This window comes from Escherichia sp. KTE31, from assembly GCF_000407925.1.
Taxonomy (GTDB): Bacteria; Pseudomonadota; Gammaproteobacteria; order Enterobacterales; family Enterobacteriaceae; genus Escherichia; species Escherichia ruysiae.
In genome coordinates, this window is the sequence record NZ_KE136722.1 from 1,006,850 (window position 1) to 1,026,369 (window position 19,520).

Annotated in this window: 11 protein-coding genes; 7 read left to right on the forward strand and 4 right to left on the reverse strand. The window is 49.0% G+C overall.

The window, feature by feature from the left end; translation table 11 throughout:
- The first annotated feature begins 6 nt into the window (after window positions 1-6).
- The gene (locus WES_RS16085; protein ID WP_016159238.1) at window positions 7-1,389 is read left to right on the forward strand and encodes an amidohydrolase family protein; all 1,383 of its coding nucleotides are present in this window, start codon (window positions 7-9) and stop codon (window positions 1,387-1,389) included.
- A 154-nt stretch (window positions 1,390-1,543) separates the two neighbouring features.
- On the opposite strand, the gene WES_RS16080 is transcribed toward WES_RS16085, so the two are convergent.
- Entirely contained in the window at window positions 1,544-3,409 is a 1,866-nt protein-coding gene (locus WES_RS16080; protein ID WP_016159237.1) for a YaaW family protein, read from the reverse strand.
- Window positions 3,410-3,720: 311 nt separating this feature from the next.
- Here WES_RS16080 and zorA1 point away from each other — a divergent pair, with 311 nt between their 5' ends.
- The 4 genes from zorA1 to zorD are packed head-to-tail and all read left to right on the forward strand — an operon-like array spanning window position 3,721 to window position 12,048.
- On the forward strand, window positions 3,721-6,276 hold the full coding sequence (zorA1, locus tag WES_RS16075) for a type I Zorya anti-phage system protein ZorA1 (RefSeq protein WP_016159236.1): 2,556 nt from the start codon (window positions 3,721-3,723) through the stop codon (window positions 6,274-6,276).
- Between the two features lie 11 nt (window positions 6,277-6,287).
- On the forward strand, window positions 6,288-7,022 hold the full coding sequence (gene zorB1, locus WES_RS16070) for a type I Zorya anti-phage system protein ZorB1 (protein WP_000483325.1): 735 nt from the start codon (window positions 6,288-6,290) through the stop codon (window positions 7,020-7,022).
- Window positions 7,022-8,809 (forward strand): type I Zorya anti-phage system protein ZorC, encoded by a 1,788-nt coding sequence (zorC, locus tag WES_RS16065; protein WP_016159235.1) that lies wholly within the window; start codon window positions 7,022-7,024, stop codon window positions 8,807-8,809. Before zorB1 ends, zorC begins: the two co-directional genes overlap by 1 nt.
- Window positions 8,809-12,048, forward strand: a complete 3,240-nt coding sequence (gene zorD / locus WES_RS16060; protein WP_016159234.1) for a type I Zorya anti-phage system protein ZorD — start codon at window positions 8,809-8,811, stop codon at window positions 12,046-12,048. Before zorC ends, zorD begins: the two co-directional genes overlap by 1 nt.
- Window positions 12,049-12,411: 363 nt before the next feature.
- Here zorD and WES_RS16055 read toward each other — a convergent pair whose 3' ends face one another.
- A complete protein-coding gene (locus tag WES_RS16055) occupies window positions 12,412-13,044 on the reverse strand; it encodes a LysE family transporter (protein ID WP_016159233.1) in 633 nt (210 codons plus the stop codon).
- Window positions 13,045-13,177: 133 nt separating this feature from the next.
- The gene (locus tag WES_RS23520) at window positions 13,178-15,823 is read right to left on the reverse strand and encodes an autotransporter outer membrane beta-barrel domain-containing protein (protein WP_016159232.1); all 2,646 of its coding nucleotides are present in this window, start codon (window positions 15,821-15,823) and stop codon (window positions 13,178-13,180) included.
- Between the two features lie 571 nt (window positions 15,824-16,394).
- On the opposite strand from WES_RS23520, the gene yahO reads away from it, so the two are divergent.
- Window positions 16,395-16,670, forward strand: coding sequence for a DUF1471 family periplasmic protein YahO (gene yahO, locus WES_RS16050; protein ID WP_000848012.1), 276 nt, complete (start codon window positions 16,395-16,397; stop codon window positions 16,668-16,670).
- Between the two features lie 108 nt (window positions 16,671-16,778).
- Here the strand turns inward: yahO and prpR are convergent, their stop codons facing one another.
- Window positions 16,779-18,365: a propionate catabolism operon regulatory protein PrpR gene (gene prpR / locus WES_RS16045; RefSeq protein ID WP_016159231.1), complete on the reverse strand. Its 1,587-nt coding sequence runs from the start codon at window positions 18,363-18,365 to the stop codon at window positions 16,779-16,781.
- Between the two features lie 238 nt (window positions 18,366-18,603).
- Between prpR and prpB the strand changes: the two genes are divergently transcribed.
- Entirely contained in the window at window positions 18,604-19,494 is an 891-nt protein-coding gene (gene prpB, locus WES_RS16040; RefSeq protein WP_016159230.1) for a methylisocitrate lyase, read from the forward strand.
- Window positions 19,495-19,520: the final 26 nt, after the last annotated feature.

The window sequence follows — 19,520 nt, forward strand, 5'->3', positions numbered from 1 at the left end:
CGTAAGATGAAAGAAAGCAATAGCCGTCGTGAGTTTTTGAGCCAGAGCGGTAAGATGGTCACCGCCGCCGCGCTGTTTGGTACGTCTGTGCCGCTCGCCCATGCGGCGGTCTCTGGCACCACAAACTGCGAAGCGAATAACACCATGAAAATCACTGACCCGCACTACTATCTCGACAACGTGCTGCTGGAAACCGGTTTTGATTACGAAAATGGCGTAGCGGTGCAGACCCGCACGGCGCGCCAGACCGTGGAAATTCAGGACGGCAAAATTGTTGCCCTGCGCGAGAACAAACAGCATCCGGACGCCACGCTGCCGCACTATGACGCTGGCGGTAAGTTGATGCTGCCCACCACCCGCGATATGCATATTCATCTCGACAAAACCTTTTACGGCGGGCCGTGGCGCTCGCTCAATCGCCCGGCAGGCACCACTATCCAGGACATGATTAAGCTCGAGCAAAAAATGCTGCCGGAGCTGCAACCCTACACGCAGGAGCGGGCGGAAAAACTGATCGATTTATTGCAGTCGAAAGGCACCACTATTGCCCGCAGCCACTGCAATATCGAACCGGTATCCGGTCTGAAAAATCTGCAAAATTTGCAGGCGGTGCTGGCGCGACGTCAGGCGGGCTTCGAGTGTGAAATTGTCGCCTTCCCGCAGCACGGTTTGCTGCTGTCGAAATCGGAGCCTTTGATGCGCGAAGCGATGCAGGCGGGGGCGCATTACGTCGGCGGGCTGGACCCGACCAGTGTTGATGGCGCGATGGAAAAATCCCTCGACACCATGTTCCAGATTGCGCTGGACTACGACAAAGGCGTCGATATTCACCTGCACGAAACCACACCGGCGGGCGTGGCGGCCATCAATTATATGGTTGAAACCGTAGAGAAAACGCCGCAGCTGAAAGGTAAGCTGACCATCAGCCATGCCTTTGCGCTGGCAACGCTCAACGAGCAACAGGTAGATGAACTGGCGAATCGCATGGTAGCGCAGCAAATTTCAATCGCCTCGACGGTGCCGATTGGCACGCTGCATATGCCGCTCAAACAGTTGCACGACAAAGGCGTAAAAGTCATGACCGGCACCGACAGCGTTATCGACCACTGGTCACCTTACGGCCTGGGCGACATGCTGGAAAAAGCCAATCTGTACGCGCAACTCTATATTCGTCCTAACGAACAGAACCTGTCTCGCTCACTGTTTTTAGCCACTGGCGATGTCCTGCCGCTCAATGAAAAAGGCGAGCGCGTCTGGCCAAAAGCACAGGATGACGCCAGCTTTGTGCTGGTGGATGCCTCCTGTTCTGCCGAGGCGGTCGCGCGTATTTCACCGCGCACGGCAACGTTCCATAAAGGGCAACTGGTGTGGGGGCGTGTGGCAGGGTGATATGCATTTGAAATGTCTGCAACGGTGAGTCGTAAGAGATTTATAGCCCCAGGGAGTGGGGCAGCCTGAATACGGGGTTGTTAGCCTTGATTCTCCTGAGCCGGAGAAATTATGAATGACACCGCTAACCACACCGCAAATATTGCGAGCCGCCTTAAGCATCCGGCAACGCATAACACTTCACTGGTTTACCGTCTTTCATTTCCACCAACATGCGGCTGGTCTGCAACGGCTTGTCCAGCATATTTTGCTGGAATTGATCGAACGCCTGGCTAGCTTCCTTAATTGCGACTTTTTGCGGCATTAGGCGGTTGTTGCTCCATTTTCGCAAAATGACTTTATTGGCGCTGGTGGTATTCGCCTGTTCCGCTACGGCGCTGATGCTATCAATTCGTGACTGTAATTGTTTTTCTACCTTGCTGATAACCGTATCGAACTGCGCGTAATGATGTTCTATAGCCTGCTGGCGGCGCTCTACCAGCATCGTCTGACCCTCACTATGGCTGACCAGATGCAATGCTTGCCCGCGTACCTTCATCGCTAAATCCCACTCCATCGTCCGTTCTTCGATAATTTTTTGTTGCGCCTGAATTTTACTGGTGATTGTTGCGCTACTGAAAAAACTGCCGTCATTTATAGAGGCTACCTTCTCGCCAGCAAAGGCAATATCCGTCAGCAGATGATCCTGGAGCGTTGAAAAATCCTTTTCGATAGCTTCAAGTATTTGCCGTATTTCTGGCGAAGATTGCCCCTCAATGACGACGGGCGTGATTTGCTGTAAATACTGAATAGCGCCGACAATTTCAGATTTGCGGGCATTGTTCTGGAATGCAGAAATCTCCCGAATAGTTTCAATTATCTGCGTTAGTTTGTTGCTGATATCTGCCAGATGTTTTTGCGCCAGTATCGCCGAGGCGACATTCAGTAATATGCCGGCATTGACCAATTGATTCAGTTTGTCAGGGTTCAGCAAAACTGCGTGCGCTTTAATCCCGTTTTCCCCGAGGCTGAAGCCACGATATCCTGAGCCATCTTTCACTTTCGCCAGTGCGCCATCAATAATGACTTCCATATAGTGATGACTGGCAATATGGGCGGCGGTGGCGAGCGAAGGAAGCGTCTGTAAGAGTGGGCCTAACCGTGAAATTTCAGTAATGTCATGCCGTACCAGAGTGTCGGGATGGGTAATTTTATTTAAAGCGATAGACGATACAGTTAAAACGCGCTGCGACTTTTCATTTTCAAACACCCAGCGATTGTCATAGTTTGCGGTTGAAATTGTCGTTGATGATACCGATTCACTCAGACGGTGATGGCGGGAATTTTTTAAGCGAATCCAGGCAATTTGCACCACACAGGGCAAGGTGATTCGGAACGCCGGGTTGGAAATATCATAAGCGGTATATAAGCCGGTGAGGGCTAACCCGACAGGACCGGTGAGAACGCCCAACACGCGACCTATCCCCAGACCCGCAATTAACGGTAGTGCCTTCCCCGTGGCGATCTGCGCCAGACCGCTTGCTACCATTGCCGCACGTTGCAAAAGTGGCAGCTCCATACGTGACAGCTTATCCAGGCTGATACTGGTGTTAATTCCCATATCGCGGAGAAGCTGACGGCGATCGTCATCTGACATTTTGTTCCAGGATGAAGCGAAAACGGCATCAATAATCAGTGATTCTTTTTCTTTTACCGGGGCATTTTTCGCGACTTTAATTTTCAGATGGCTGGCAACATCGTCAACAATTTCGCTATAGCTAACGCCATTGCCTCGGAACAGATTAATCACGGTGTTACCGCCAAAATGTTGCAGTTCGCGAATCAGCAAACGCAATGTTTCCTCATCAATAGCTTCGCTATTTTTACCATCGCGCAAGGCCTTTTTAACGCGGTCAGACTGGGAAAAATTAAATTTTCCGTCTGGGGTAATGTAATCAATCAGCAGATCGATATCGTTTTTGTCGGCGTTCAGTAGCAGAGCAACCAGCGTTTCATCGCCCTTAATGTCAATCTCGCTCATTTAATTGTCTCGTTGAATAGTGACTGGACGTTATTAGAAGCAGCGCGCCCCATGAAAAAGTTTCATACGTAAGTCTGGCGGCGAAAAAATAAAATCCCCAATCTTTGTGTCATAAAGCATAAATTCTGTGAATTATTTTTACCAAGCGATTTAAATTTCTTACGTATGCGTGTGATCAATGTTTTTGTGAGATATATAACGTTTTATTGATGTAAAAATCGAGACTTTTCCTATAATGAGCGGGCGATTTTTTTTCCTTGCTGGTGATGTTCTGCCCTGCAAATTTCTTTTCCTTCACTCAAGGTATTTAGATGTTTTCGCTGACTTCGTTCCTCGACACGTTAACCTCTGTTAATCCAGAAAATGTGCCGATTTATGTCGCTATTGTGGTTGGGGTTTTGTTGTTGGGTTTCATTGTCCGTTACGCGATTCCTTCATTTAGGGTTTCAGCGCGCTTTAAACAAAAAGCGAAAGCAATTCGGGGACTTGGCAATGAAAAACCGGCACAACAACTCGAAAAATTAGACGCGTTATTCTCTGATAAATTTTTTGCGCACCCCTGGAGCGAATTTAAAGAGTCTCTACATCGCCAGTTTGAGTTTGATGAAAATAGCGGGCAAAAAAAAATTAGCGCCATTCGCTCAACGGCTCCAGCGTCAGCATGGTTTACGGAACCGTTATTAGTCGAAATTCCTCTCTATACGGAAGCGTTTAAACATCTTCCAGGCATCCTGACCGGAATTGGGATCATCGGCACCTTTTCGGGGTTGATGATTGGTTTGCACCATTTTGACCCCAGCACGCCAGAGCAGGTCAGCGCCAGCGTCGCGAACCTTTTACGCGACGTTCTGTATGCGTTTTTAGGTTCGGCGTTTGCTATTACGTTTTCCATTCTGGTCACCATGTTTGAAAAATGGCGACTGGCGCAATGCTATAAAAACCTTGAACTCCTTACCGCCAGCATTGACCAGCTTTTTGAAGGCGGCGTCGGTGAAGATTACCTTTCGCAACTTCTTTCCAGTACTAAAGAAAACACCACCCATGCGCGGCAACTTAAGGATGGTCTGGTCACTGACCTGCGTGAAATGCTGCAAAACCTGGTGGATAGCCAGATGCGGGAAAATCAAAAGCTGGCAGAGACATTATCAACAACATACCGCGAGTCAGGCCAACAGTTTGCTGAACAGGTTAGTGGCGCTATCGAAACCAGCCTGAAAAATCCGCTGGATAAAATTGCTGGCGTGGTGCAAACCGCCTCCGGCGATCAGAGTCATCGTGTGCAGTCGATGCTGGAGAACGTCCTGACCGCTTTTATGAGCAAAATGGATAACACCTTTGGTCAGCAGTTCACCACCATGCAGGAGATGATGGGGCGTTCAGTGGAAGCCATTCAGTCTATGCAAAGCGGCTTCTCAACGTTGTTGCAGGATATGCGTCAGGCCGGGGATGACTCACGTCAGGGCAGCGCGCAACTGATCTCTCAACTGTTAAGCGAAATGAAAAGCGGTCAGCAGGAGATGCAGGCAGGGATGAATGAGATGCTGCGCAGCTTGCAGGAGTCCGTAGCCCGTATTGGCGCAGAAGGCGAAGGCGCGGGCGAACGGATGGCGCAACAACTGGAAAAAATCTTTGCCGACAGCGAAGCGCGTGAAAAAGCGATGGCGGAACAGATGCGCGCGTTTATTGAGGCTATCCAGTCCAGTGTTCAGCAAGGGCAAAATGAAACCATGGAGAAAATGGCGGCTTCCGTGGATACGCTTGGCAGCCATATGGCGACGCTCTTTGCACAGCTGGAAAATGGTCAGCAGCAACTTAATCAGCAGCAAAATCAGGCGCAAAATCTGCTGATGGGCAATATGAGCAAAGGTGTCGAAACGCTGACGCAAAACCTGGCGGGCGTATTCAGCCAACTGGAGTCCGGGCAAAAACAGATGAGCCAGACTCAGGAACAGGGGCAACGCGTGCTGCATGAAGAGACTCAGCAGCTTCTGGCACGTAGCGAAGTACGTGAGCAGGCGGCGGCTGAGCAACAACAACAGTTTATGACGTCGTTACAGCAAACCATGCATTCAAGTCAGGATGCCCTGCGAGAGAAAATGACCAGCGGTATCGATCACCTGGGTAGTCAACTTGGCAACCTGTTTGGGCAACTGGAAGAAGGCCAGAAGTCGCTCAGCCAGCAACAGCAATCAGCGCAGAGTGCGTTACAACAGGAAGCGCAGCGAATCATTGGTCAGCTTGAAAGTCAGGTTGAGTCGCTGATGCAGATGCTGCGTGAACAGCAATCGGCTTCAGGCGAGCTGCTGCAACGGATGGCGAAAAATACCACGCGCCATCTGGAAGAGATACAAACAGGAGCCGATAAAATGCGCGTGGCTGCCGACCGCTTTGAAGCTGCGGGCGATCGTGTCGCCGAGGCTAATCAGTTGACCGCCGAGGTGCTCAATGGCACGCAACAGGCGGGACGCACGCTTTCCAGTGCCAGCGCGGAGTTGGGGGCATTGATTGCTGATTATCGTAATACCCGCGAAGTCGTGGCGAATGCCATAACGGCACTCGAAACGCTGATTAACCGTAGCCATGATGAACAATCATCGCGCAGCCGTTTTGTTGACGATCTGAAGGCGTACTCTGAACGCCTGCAACAATATAACCGTGAGGCTCAGGAGTTCCTGCATAACATTGCCGAGGTAATGGGAACCAGTTTTGAATCCTTTACGACCGGAGTGGAAAACGGCCTGAATCGTTCACTGCAAGAGATGGATACGCAACTGACGAAAGCGGCGGGAGCCTTAAGTTCTTCGGTTGAGATTATCGGTGAAAGCGTGGATACGCTGGAAACAGTACTCCGTCATCGTCGCGCGTAAGGAACAGGCTGATGTTTAACCGGGTATTTAATGGCAGGCAACGGCGCAGCGATGAAGCGGAAAAACCCTTCTGGATCTCCTATGCAGACCTGATGACCGCCATGATGGTGCTGTTTCTGGTGGTGATGGTGGCGTCACTTAGCTCTGTTACGCAGCGGATCCAGCAGGCGGAAGCGGGGGAGAAATCGCGCGGGCATGATATCGCTCGCCTGTGTGAAAAACTTGAGCTTCAGGCGAAAAATCTCAACAAGACGATTCAGGTTGATTGTCATGACAACCGTATCAGCTTTGGTGAAGCCGGGCGTTTTGAGCACAATCGCTTTGCGCTTAACGCCGAAGGATTACAGGCGCTACAGGATGTGGTGCCGTTAGTGCTGGAGGCGGCAAATAGCGATGAAGGCAAAAAATGGTTTAAGCAAATTGTTATAGAAGGTTTTACGGATACCGACGGTTCTTATCTCTATAACTTGCACCTTTCGTTGCAACGCTCGGAATGGGTGATGTGCAGTTTGCTGGATAGCAGAAGCGCGCTACAGCAAAAAATAACCCCGGAACAGCAAGTCCAGATCCGCAAATTATTTCTGGCGGGCGGGGTTTCGTTCAACAATGCGAAAGAGAGTAAAGAAGCTAGCCGTCGCGTAGAACTGCGGATGCAATTCTTTGGCCTGAAAGACAAAAAGCACGACGAAAGCATGGATGTTGTTCCTGGCATTAGTCAGGAAACCTGTCAGTTGGGAGCCATGTAATGACTTCCGCTATTGAAAAACTGAAAACCCGTTTGCTGCCCTACCGGGAGCAGAACGTGCAGCCGACGGTAAGTCACGCTTTTCACTATCTTCAGCGCGTTATCGCGCAACTTGAGAGGAAGGTAGATGCTCGTGCAGTGCAGATGGTTCCCCCTCTGGAGAAACGCCGTCAGGCCATTGCCCGACTGCGTGCGGGGGAGATGCCAGGGCCCTTCGAGTGGAAGATGATTTTTTTTGGCCTTAATGACGTGGCAGAAGGCGATCTGTTTGAAATTGCATTGATTGATGATGCAACAAACTTCGCGAGGATTATCGCTGAAATTGAACAAAAAATTGCGCAGCAGCGGTTAACACGCCGCGAATGGCTGGCGTTATGTACCAGCTACTTTGGTCATTCCAGCGATACGCCGGAAAAGAATCCACAGTGGCTTCAGCTACGCACGCAAATTGCTCGCGGCTTTCAGCAGCTAAAAGAGAGTGCGCCGCGTCAGATGTCCTGGATGTCGGTCATTGACACCTATAGCGATATTTTTACCGATAATGCAGGTTTTCTGCTCGGACAACAGCTTGGGCGTGGAGAAATCACGGATATTTCGGTGCTGGAGAAAGTCGCGCAAATTCCGCAAACCAGCTGGTTATGGCGCAAAATTGTTAACCACCTGGTCAATGAGATTTTTTGCCTGACTGACGATGATTTTCAGCAGAAAATTAATTCTCTTATCGCCTTAAGCCGCCAGCTTACGCGGTTTAAAGATAATATTCTGGCAGCCATGCTGACCCGTTATTATCAGTCAGCTTTTAAACATCAAACGCATTTCGAACTCAAACAATTAGCCCTGGAATATTGGGGAAATCCACAGTTAACCAGCCGTAATAAAAGCTGGCAGGTTCACGTTGAAAATCCCGTATTACTGATGGTGCAAGGATGGTTCGCCAAAGACGACCTGAAACTGTTCTTTGAATTGCTGAAAGGCAATCGGGATGTTGACCATGCGCGCCTGTTCTACTGGCTACGTTTTGCCAATCAAATGAGCTATACGCGCATTGTGCTGGGCGAAGATGCACTGCGATCCAAAGATGCCGATTATGTTGAATTCAGGGCGAAAAACGCAGGGCGATTAAGCCGCCTGCAAGGTTCTGGTTCACGCGATAACAATGCCATGATTATGCGCATTGGCGATTATCTGTTTGTCGAATTTTCGAAAGTGGGGGCGATGTATGCCTACCATATGGGGAATGCGCCTTTTAATCCGGAAACCGGCATTCTTGATATTGATTATGATCTGAAAGATAAGCGGAATAACCGCCGTAAAGTCCGGTTGCGTTTACCGCATTTATCGCCGGTATTTCTCTACTCACTCAACCGAATTGAGGGGTGGATGAGCCGATATGATGAAGAACTTCGTAAGCTGGGTATTGATTACGTTGCGGAAGATATAAATCAGTCCTCTGTCACTTTGGATATCTCTCGCTTCAATGCGTCAAAGACCGTGAGTCGGCCTGAACCTGCATCGTTACCTGAACATGAAGTCAGTGATGCAAAGTCAGACCGGGAAGAGCAAATCAAAATCATCGCCTCCTCGTTAAAAGCCAAAAAAGAGCTCCCTGGCCGGGAACAGCAAATCCGGGAGATTATTCGTTCGGTCGATTGCAAAGTGATGGATAAACGAGGGCTGGGGGGCGCAATCCACATTCAGTTCAATGAACCTGACCATGAAGCGGCACAAAAATTACTCAGCCTTGGGTTTAAACCGGTGCTGGGTAAATTTACTTACTGGAGCAAATAGTGTTCAAAAAATTGTTGGGTAAATTTATTAAAGAGAATACTTCGCTACCCACTTCATTTGTGCCGCTGTATGTGATGAAAGAAGAGGGCTTTGCTTTCCCCTTTAGTCTTGCCGATAGCGAAGATAACTGGCCTGTCGCCTCATGCCTGGAACAGCTTCATGAGGAAGATTATGTTTCTCACTGGTCTGATTGCTGGTTTCTTAGCTGGGATGATTTTTATCGCATCCGGAAAAATGACGACTATGCCAGCAGTCTGGCGATTTTTGCTTTCCCTCCACAGCGCAATCTGACGGCTCATCTTGCTGCAACAGGAAGCATTAGCGATGACACTTTTCGCGTTTTCATTGATAAATGGACCCAGCCTGACGACTATCGCCCTGTTGAGATAACTTGCACAGGCGCCAGTTTTTCCTCTGCGGAAGGCACCTTTGTGTTAAGTGAAGAGAACTGGCAACTTCTGGACGCACTACAGCAACTCAGGTTGCAGCAGCGACAGACGCCGGGCGAAACGGTCAACCAAACCAGTTGGGCCAAAATACGGCGGCAGGCCAAAAAAGCAGGGGCAAAACTGGATGACTATCTCGCGAAAACGATCGTCATCAGGCCGGAATCGTTGCAGTTAAAACTGCGGAAATCGCTGGTGGTGGATACTCCGGTGCTGGAAATTGAACCTGTTTTTGATGAGCAGCCTGCCAACTGGTTACAGAGTTTTGACCGCACGCAACAGGTGCAGGATCGTTACTGTGTTTTAGGGGACGATGGTGTCTTAAACCATGTCATTCTTTCTCCTGAAGTCAAAGACGTCCTGACCTCCGTGCACGCTATTACGGGACGTCGCGTGGCGGGGGATGATGCGCTCTCATTTGTTCGCAACCCCTACACCTGGATTGGTGAAGAGGCGAGCCAGGTGCTCGATCCTGACGTTTATGAGCAGAATTTACAGGACGCCGGGATCTACTTTTATGATTTCCGCCTGGAGCCGCAGATTGATGAAAACAGGCAAATTGCGTCGGTAACGCTTCTTCTCAGTCCCAGAACTGAGCAATCTGTGGCGGATGAAACCTATATCTTTAAACGACCAGGTGAACTGGCGGCGTTGCTCTCTGAACTGGAACAAAAGTTAGCGGCACAACTGCCCGCCGGAGTCTGGCAGGGTTACGATCTGGAGCTTTCCAGATTCAGCCAGGAAGAACTGCAAGGTTATCAGGCATTGCTTGAAAACTGGCAGCACCAGGCGGCGGGAATGAATTTTACCCACGTCCTCGATCTGAACAAATACAGCGACCGGGTTATCGGGATCGGTGAATTTGAAAAAATAAGTTCGCCTTATCTGGTCAAAAGTGAAAGTGAAAAATGGCTTCCGGAGAACCTTGCGCAAGAGATGTGCGAGGCCATGTTCTCTGGCTGGGATCTCGATAATCATCAACATTTTCAGGAACTGGAAGAGCGGCTGGAAGAGGCAAAAGCCACGGATGCGCCGGAAGTCGCCATGCCCTGGAACGACAACCTTTTGCCCCGTGAAGAAGCAGAAATTTTCCACGATAAATGGAAAAAGAAAATCGATGGCGAAACAAATGATGGTGTCAGTAGTGAGCCGGTCAGTCGCGCCGTTCTGCTGATAGAACAAAATATCGAGCAGGCGCTGTATGTTAAACAACGGCGGGACTCTTTGCTCGGTGCACATCAGGCAGAAGTCGAACTACCGATGATCCTCAAAACGTCCATTCAGCTACGTGAACACCAGCGTAAAGGGGTAGCGTGGCTCCAGCAGTTGTATCTAAAGTCGCCAACCGAGACGGCGGGATGTTTACTGGCAGACGATATGGGGCTGGGTAAAACCTTACAGATTCTAACTTTTCTCATCTGGCACCGTGAACGTTTCCCGGATGCGCCTCCTTCGCTGATTGTTGCTCCGGTGTCGTTACTCGATAACTGGGAGCGTGAGGTTGGGAATTTCTTCCTGCGCGAGCAGGTGTCGATTTTAAAACTCTACGGTAATGAACTTAAGGCGAAGAAATGCGCGAAAGAGAGCATTCCTCAGGCGCTTAAAAGTAAGGGTATTAAGAACTTACTGCAAAGTGACTGGGTGGGGGACGCGCATATTGTTCTTACCACCTATGAGACGTTGCGCGATCAGGAATTTTCGCTGGCTCGCCAACCCTGGTCCATAATGGTGTGCGACGAAGCGCAGAAAATTAAAAATCCGGCGGCATTAATTACCCAATCGGCAAAAGCCATTCAGGCACAATTTAAAGTCGCATGTACCGGGACACCAGTCGAAAATACCCTTGTCGATCTGTGGTGTTTATTTGACTTCGTTCAGCCTGGTTTGTTGGGGGCTTTAAATAATTTTGGTAAAGATTATCTGCGCCCCATTGAGCAACAGAATGATAATGCTGTCCTCGAATCGCTACGTAAATTAATAGAACCGCAGACGCTGCGCCGCACCAAAGAAGAAGTGGCGAAAGACCTGCCGGATAAGATTGAAGATCAACGCTGTAAGCAGTTGAATATGCTGCCATTGCAACGGGATCTCTATACCCACTCGGTTGCAAGCTGGCAAAACCAACAGGAGATCAGCGAAGGGCTGGATCAACGAGGCTCAGGTATGCTGGGGTTACTGCATCGCCTGAAACTTATTTGCGCATGGCCTTATTCCGTCAGTGCAGATCTGCGCTTACGGAACGATGCCCCGAAAGTAAAATGGCTGCTGGAGACATTAAATACGATTCGCCAGTCATCCGATGACAAAGTGATTATTTTTACGGAACTGCGCGATATTCAACGAGAACTGCAACATCTGATTGCGCAGCATTTTGGCTTTAAGCCTTTTATTATTAATGGTGATACCAGTACCAAATCTGGCAGCGATCAAAATCGTCAGAGCCTGATCGATGCATTTCAGTCAACGCCCGGTTTTAACGTCATTATTTTATCCACCATTGCGGTTGGGTTTGGCGTCAATGTCCAAAAAGCAAATCATGTCATCCACTTTACCCGTTGCTGGAATCCGGCGAAGGAAGATCAGGCGACCGATCGGGCCTACCGTATCGGGCAGCAGAAAGATGTTTACGTCTATTATCCGACGGTGCGTGATAGCCAGTTAATGACTTTTGAAGAAACGCTGGATGAATTACTGAACCGACGCCGGGCATTGGCGAGAGATATGCTCAAAGGGGCAACCGATCTGACCGCCGCAGATTTTGAAGCGGTGCTGGCGGGTACACCGCAGGCGTAGGGAATGCAATGGGTGATGCTAAGACTCAAAAAAGCGTGCGGAGTTGTCTTCGCTATAACCGGGCGAGTAAATCGACAGGGATTCGTTATTGCTTTATTAATGAACAATAAAGACGTTTTGTGAATGTATGAGTTGACATTCATATGAAAAAAATCATAATTCCGTCATGTTTGCGTAGGGCACTTTCTGTATCTTATGCATCGCACCAGGGCCTGACAGAAAATATGCTGTAAGGTTCGTATCAAAAAACCGCCATTAGCTCATCAGGAAGAGCAGACGACAACCAGGATTGTTGTATGGTACGGGGTTCGAGGCCTCGATGGCGGTCCAACTTTTCAATCGTATTAATTACCAATCATCAGCTTATTGCCGCGTCACCCCTTCATAAATCAGCCGTAGCGCGAATACACCAATAATCATCCCAATAATCCGACTGGCGACCTGCTGCATACGTCCATATGCGCGACGCACGGCAGGTAAAGAAAACGCCTGACTAAGAAATACACGCCAGATAACAGACGCGAACACGATCCCTGCCCAGGCCATTAAACGCGCCCAGGTCGGCGTTTCTGCACTTAACGTCACTGAGAAGATACTGATAAAAAATAAAACTGTTTGTGGATTAGAGAGATCGGTAATGAGTCCACGGCGGAAAAATACATACCAGGGGGCACTAAGGGGCTGCTGTAACGCGCTCATCTGTGGTGTTGATTGTCGGCGCATACTGTTCCAGGCAAACCATAAGAGATAAGCACCGCCGACGATTTTAATGAGTGAGAAAATCTCTTCACACTGGGTAATGAGCGTTGCCATCCCAAACAATCCCAGCCCGGAATAGATGGCGTCGCCCAGCGCCACACCAAGCCCGGTGAGTACGCCCGCACGACGGCCGGAAGCCAGACTGGTTTGAACCACGACAAAGAGATTTGCGCCTGGATTAAAAAATGTGATGACGAACAGTCCCACGGTCAGGTAAACGGCGTGCAAAGGATCCATAGTGATTTCATCCATAAATAAGCTGAATTAACTTCATCATATTTATAGTAAAAATGACTGAATGCGAGCGCGATCACAAAGAACGTTGATCTAAAAAGAGTGCCACCCGCACGTGACGGGCGGCAAAGTGGCATTAAAAGAGATATTTCATGCCCAGCATTCCCTGGGTATCGCTGTAACCGTTGTCACCCAACTGCTGGGCGACGTTTCCCCACAGTTGCAGACGTGGATTAAGCTGACCTTCCACCCCAACTTTTAACTCACCGATATTGCGCGTGCCGATGATCTCATCGCTGATGCCATCCATCTTCACGCTGTAATTGCGGGAGTTATAAATCCAGTTGGCTTCCACGAAAGGCTGGAAGGAACGCGCTTTATGATCATCAATAGCATTATGACCTTGCAGGTACGCTTTCACCCCCAGACGCGTTTGCAGGTTACCTTCGGTGCTGTCCTCAACCAGAGTGCCATTGTCTTCAGTATGATTGTCTGCTTTCACATCCATCCACGTCAGTTGCATTTTGGGCTGCAACCAGTAGCTGGTGCGGGCATCTGCGCTTTCACCAAGACGGAAGGTATAACCCGCTTCAATGGCGGCGGTGATACCGTCAGAGTGATATTTTTCACTGGGCAGATACTCACCGGAGACGGTGTTATCAAACCAGTTATAGAGCAACCAGCTATCAACATAAGTCCCTGTTTTATCTGCTTCGTTAGCGTACCAGGTGCCATACACGCCCACACTGTAGCCGTCGATTTGCCCACGTGAGTTGTACCCGGTCAGGTTGGAATGTGTGTGACTCTTGCTGTTGGCATAGCCAGCCATCAGGCCGAGATGCCAGCGATCGAGTGCGTTACTGCTCCATTGCGCAATATCGCCGCCAAGTTGCAGAACATAACGGTTGCTCTGGGTGTTCAGTTCATCCGAGCGATCCTTAAAGCGGTTATGTCCGCCAATGTTACGTAACCACAGACTGGTCGCTTTCTGCTCGCCGGTCAGCAGGTCGGTGTATTGTGTTTCCCCCAGACGGTCATGCAGTCGGGTATTAAACAGGGTATTTGCCGCCTGAATATTGGCCACATAGCTGCCAATCTCCGGGCGATACTGATGCTTTCTTTCCGGCTGCGGAACAGATGGCGTAACAGGCGGCTCCGGTGTCACTGGCGGTTCTGGTGTTACAGGGGGTTCTGGTGTTACAGGAGGCTCAGGATCTGGTTCCGGGACTACAGGCAGTTCCGGTGGGGTATACGGTCCTGCGGGAATTTCACTGGTTAAAAACCAGTTCTGGTTGTCGCTTTTGGTCACGTTGTAATCATAGGGACCGGCAACAATACGCCCCTCTTTACTGAAAACGCCCTCTGACAGGCCGTCAACCTCTACAATTTTTATCCCTTCCAGGGTATCCGCGCCCAGGCCGCCCGCATTGTTGACCATGATGCGGGTGCTACCGGAAGTATCACCTTTTACGACGAGTTTATCCGTTGCGGAATTATCATCGCCTAATACAGTATGCATGACTAACAAACCATCACTAGCAGTATAGTTGCCGTTAATGGTCAGTGTGGTCGGCGTGAACTCGTGGCCTTGTTCATACGAAGACAGCGTTGCTGTTCCAGCCAGCGCCAGCGTTTTTAACGCTTGCGAATAACCGTTTAAATCGAGGTGTCCACCACCGTCGACAATAAAATCGGAGTTGGGGCTGAAGGTATTCTCTTTACCCGCACGTAGGCTGCCTTTGGTTATATAGGTATTACCGGCATAGTTATTCATACCGGATAATGTTGTCGTCCCGGAGCCGACCTGGTTAACCTGGCCGTTTCCCTGTATAGGTGAGGCCAGGAGAAAATCGGTACTGGAGTGATTAAAGTTTACTACCGATGTGGAGGAAGCATCTGCGGCTCCCAAATGAATAAATGGCGTATTAATCGAACCTGCAGGCTGTTCAGCCTCACCTTGCGCACCACCAATATTTAAAACGCCTGTGGCGCCAGGTGCGACAGTAACCCAGATAAACGAATTGGCATTGATTGTTGCACCGTTATTAACGGTAAGGATACCGGTAGTATTAAAAGCAACATCTGGGCTGAATCCACCAAGATAAACATATTCAGCATTCAATGTTGAATTTTTACCGTCAACCAGAACCTCGCCATAACTATTACGATTTTTTGATGTACCATTGCCTGGATAAGCATATCCAATAGCTACCTGAGCTGAGGTAGTGAGTGTGCCGCCATTAGTAATACGTAAATTGCCGGTTCCCTGATCGCCAACAAGAGCAATGTTAGAGGAAACTGATGAGTTTTCCCCATCAATAACCATCAACCCTTTGGCATCACCATAATACTCACCAATCCTGAGTTCCTGCAGGCCACTTATCTTACTGCCTTCTAACACGTATACGGTGCCGGAACCTTCATTTGTACCCAAATACATTTTGGAGGTAGGGGTATCAAACTGCCAGTTGGTATGGTCGGATAAAGTGAGGGAACCTTCAGAGTTATTGCCTACGGTAGCATTAGCAGTAATAAGTGAAATATTTTCAATGAGTAATGAGCCGTTAGAGTTTTGGCCTACATTCAAAGAAGTAAAATGATTCCATCCGGGAGCATAACCCTCAGAGGCAATAACTTTTGCTTCTTCGCCATTATTAATGACAACAGTGCTATTTTCATCTGTGGGTGGGGTTACGGCCAGAGATACGGGTGTGGATAATATTGTTGAAATGGCTATAGCCAGGGTTGATAAAGCATGTTTTGCTAGTTTCATATCACTCACTTTCATCCTTAAATTTAAATGGCGAGATGTTTTTATTGCACTGTTTTTCTTCCCGAAGCCTTGTAAGGCGTAAATATACAAGTTGCTAAATGAGAATATCTGTAATATTAGATGCCATAAATTTATTAAAGTGTTAGTTGTTTATTGCATTGATAGGTTTTAGTGGTTTGTAAGTGGTGTGAATGAATTTTTCAATGTTATTATTAAAAATAATGGCAAATCGTCTTAAGGTTAATAATGGATAAAGCAAATAATGCTTATAAAAATCAACTCAATAGATTGTTTTGTTTTTTTTTGTTCAGAAAAATAATGTGGGTGGCGTAAGTTTTATATTGAATATCTGGCAGAGTGAAAATTTGAGATTTTTATAAAAAATAATTCAAATAACACCAGCGATAATTGCAGTGAAAGTTATTAACCAGTCGGACAAGAGTGGTTCGCATTAAGAACAATACAAATATATTCTCTTTTCCTGTGGATTTTTCCTAACCGCTGAACTACTTATTAATCAACCCTGATGATGACTGTTAGCTTCAGGGCATTAGCCAATCACACATTATGGAGTTCACCTATGAAAACTGGAACTAAGCTCTTAGTTGGTGCGTTAGCTTTTGTTGTCACAAACGTCTATGCCGCTGAATTGATGACTAAAGCGGAATTTGAAAAGGTTGAATCGCAATATGAAAAAATAGGTGATATTTCAACAAGTAATGAAATGTCGACTGCAGATGCAAAAGAAGATTTAATCAAAAAAGCGGATGAAAAAGGTGCTGATGTGTTGGTACTGACCTCCGGTCAGACTGACAATAAGATCCACGGCACGGCAAATATTTATAAGAAGAAGTAATTCTGAAGCCATGTAAATATGCCCGATGTGCACGTCTATCGGTGAATGCAATATATTGAAATTCATGATTTTGTAGGCCGGATAGGGGGTCACACCGCATCCGGCAATTTAATTTTTCAGCCGCCGCCAGAACGTCGTTCGGCTGATGCCTAAATAATTCGCCGCTGCTGTTTTATCACCATTAAATTTCTCCAGTGCCTGTTGGGGTGTCAGCAAGGGAGAGGCGGTAATTTTCGCCGACTCGTGGGCTAATTCCGGCAGTAGCCGTTGCAAAAACTGCGGCGTTAAATCCGGCGTCGGTTCCCCACTTAAAAATAGCGCCAGTCGCTCCATCATATTGCGGAGTTCACGAATATTTCCCGGCCACTCATAGTGCAATAAAACCACCTGGCAGGTATTTAACCCCTCGCGTAACGCAGCAGAAAACGGGGCGGAGAGCGCCGCCAGAGACACTTTTAAAAAGCTTTCTGCCAACGGCAGAATATCCGCACTCCGCTCGCGCAGTGGCGGCAATTGCAGACGTAAAATACTCAGTCGATAAAACAGATCACGGCGAAAACGTCCTTGCTGCATATCCTCTTCCAGATTGCAGTGGGTGGCGCTGATGACCCGCACATCCACCGGAATCGGTTGATGTCCGCCGACGCGAGTAACCTCTTTTTCTTCCAGCACCCGCAGCAGGCGAGTCTGCAAAGGCAGCGGCATTTCGCCAATTTCATCAAGAAACAGCGTGCCGCCGTGGGCAATTTCGAACAGCCCGGCGCGACCTCCGCGTCGCGAGCCGGTAAATGCCCCTTCCTCATAGCCAAACAGCTCCGCTTCCAGCAATGATTCGGCAATCGCTCCGCAGTTAACGGCAACAAACGGATGTGATTTTTTACCGTGGCGAGCGTCATGACAGGCAAAGTATTCCCGATGTATCGCCTGAGCCGCCAGCTCTTTACCGGTTCCCGTTTCTCCCTGAATCAGCACCGCCGCACTGGATCGGGCATAGAGCAAAATGGTTTGCCGCACTTGTTCCATCTGTGGCGATTGACCAAGCATATCGCTCAAAACGTAACGAGTACGCAGGGCGTTGCGGGTAGTGTTCTGGGCGTTATGCCGTAGAGACATGCGTGTCATATCCAGCGCATCGCTGAATGCCTGGCGCACGGTGGCAGCGGAATAGATAAAAATTCCGGTCATTCCGGCTTCTTCTGCCAGATCGGTAATCAGCCCGGCACCGACCACGGCTTCGGTGCCGCTAGCTTTTAGCTCGTTAATCTGCCCGCGTGCGTCTTCTTCGGTGATATAGCTACGTTGGTCGAGGCGCAGATTAAAGGTTTTTTGAAACGCGACCAGCGACGGAATGGTTTCCTGATAAGTAACGACGCCAATCGATGAGGTGAGTTTTCCGGCTTTTGCCAGTGCCTGTAACACATCAAAGCCGCTCGGTTTAATCAAAATAACGGGTACTGACAGGCGGCTTTTCAGGTACGCACCGTTAGAGCCAGCAGCGATGATGGCGTCGCAGCGTTCACTTGCCAGTTTCTTGCGGATGTAGGCCACCGCTTTTTCAAAGCCAAGCTGGATAGGCGTTATGTTCGCCAGGTGATCAAACTCGAGGCTGATATCGCGAAACAGTTCGAACAGGCGCGTCACCGATACCGTCCAAAAAACGGGTTTGTCGTCGTTCAGCCGTGGTGGATGTGCCATAGCACCCCAAAGAATTAAGAAACCGAATATTGGGTTTAGTCTTGTTTCATAATTGTTGCAATGAAACGCGGTGAAACATTGCCTGAAACGTTAACTGAAACGCATATTTGCGGATTAAGTAAGAGTGTTTTTGTTAACAAATTGAAATGTATTGATTATTTTGAGTTTATCAATTGTGGCATAGCCCTTGCTTTGTGTTTATCAACGAAAATAACAAGTTGATAACAAAGGATGGGCTATGTCTCTACACTCTCCAGGTAAAGCGTTTCGCGCCGCACTCTCCAAAGAAACTCCGTTGCAAATTGTTGGCACCATTAACGCCAACCATGCGTTGTTGGCGCAGCGTGCCGGATATCAGGCGATTTATCTCTCCGGTGGTGGCGTGGCGGCAGGTTCGCTGGGGCTACCCGATCTCGGTATTTCTACCCTTGATGATGTGCTGACCGATATTCGGCGTATCACCGACGTTTGCTCGTTGCCGCTGCTGGTTGATGCCGATATCGGCTTTGGCTCTTCGGCCTTTAACGTGGCGCGTACTGTGAAATCGATGATTAAAGCCGGTGCGGCAGGATTGCATATTGAAGATCAGATCGGCGCGAAACGCTGCGGTCATCGTCCGAACAAAGCGATCGTCTCGAAAGAGGAGATGGTTGATCGGATCCGCGCGGCGGTGGATGCGAAAACCGATCCTGATTTTGTGATCATGGCGCGCACCGATGCGCTGGCAGTGGAAGGTCTGGACGGCGCGATCGAACGCGCGCGAGCCTATGTTGAAGCCGGTGCCGAGATGCTGTTCCCGGAGGCGATTACTGAACTCGCCATGTACCGCCAGTTTGCCGATGCGGTGCAGGTGCCAATCCTCGCCAACATTACCGAATTTGGCGCCACGCCCCTGTTCACCACCGATGAATTACGCAGCGCCCATGTCGCAATGGCGCTTTACCCGCTTTCAGCATTCCGTGCCATGAACCGCGCCGCTGAACATGTCTACAACGTCCTGCGCCAGGAAGGCACGCAGAAAAGCGTCATCGACACCATGCAGACCCGCAACGAGCTGTACGAAAGCATCAACTACTACCAGTACGAAGAGAAGCTCGATGACCTTTTTGCCCGTAACCAGGTGAAATAAAACACAACGAAAAATATCTCGACCCT

Excerpts from the sequence above, each read along its gene's own strand:
- prpR (WP_016159231.1), bottom strand. The coding sequence starts at position 18,365 with ATGGCACATCCACCACGGCTGAACGACGACAAACCCGTTTTTTGGACG.
- WES_RS16080 (WP_016159237.1), bottom strand. The coding sequence starts at position 3,409 with ATGAGCGAGATTGACATTAAGGGCGATGAAACGCTGGTTGCTCTGCTA.
- prpB (WP_016159230.1), top strand. The coding sequence starts at position 18,604 with ATGTCTCTACACTCTCCAGGTAAAGCGTTTCGCGCCGCACTCTCCAAA.
- WES_RS16055 (WP_016159233.1), bottom strand. The coding sequence starts at position 13,044 with ATGGATCCTTTGCACGCCGTTTACCTGACCGTGGGACTGTTCGTCATC.
- zorB1 (WP_000483325.1), top strand. The coding sequence starts at position 6,288 with ATGTTTAACCGGGTATTTAATGGCAGGCAACGGCGCAGCGATGAAGCG.
- zorC (WP_016159235.1), top strand. The coding sequence starts at position 7,022 with ATGACTTCCGCTATTGAAAAACTGAAAACCCGTTTGCTGCCCTACCGG.
- zorA1 (WP_016159236.1), top strand. The coding sequence starts at position 3,721 with ATGTTTTCGCTGACTTCGTTCCTCGACACGTTAACCTCTGTTAATCCA.
- yahO (WP_000848012.1), top strand. The coding sequence starts at position 16,395 with ATGAAAACTGGAACTAAGCTCTTAGTTGGTGCGTTAGCTTTTGTTGTC.
- WES_RS16085 (WP_016159238.1), top strand. The coding sequence starts at position 7 with ATGAAAGAAAGCAATAGCCGTCGTGAGTTTTTGAGCCAGAGCGGTAAG.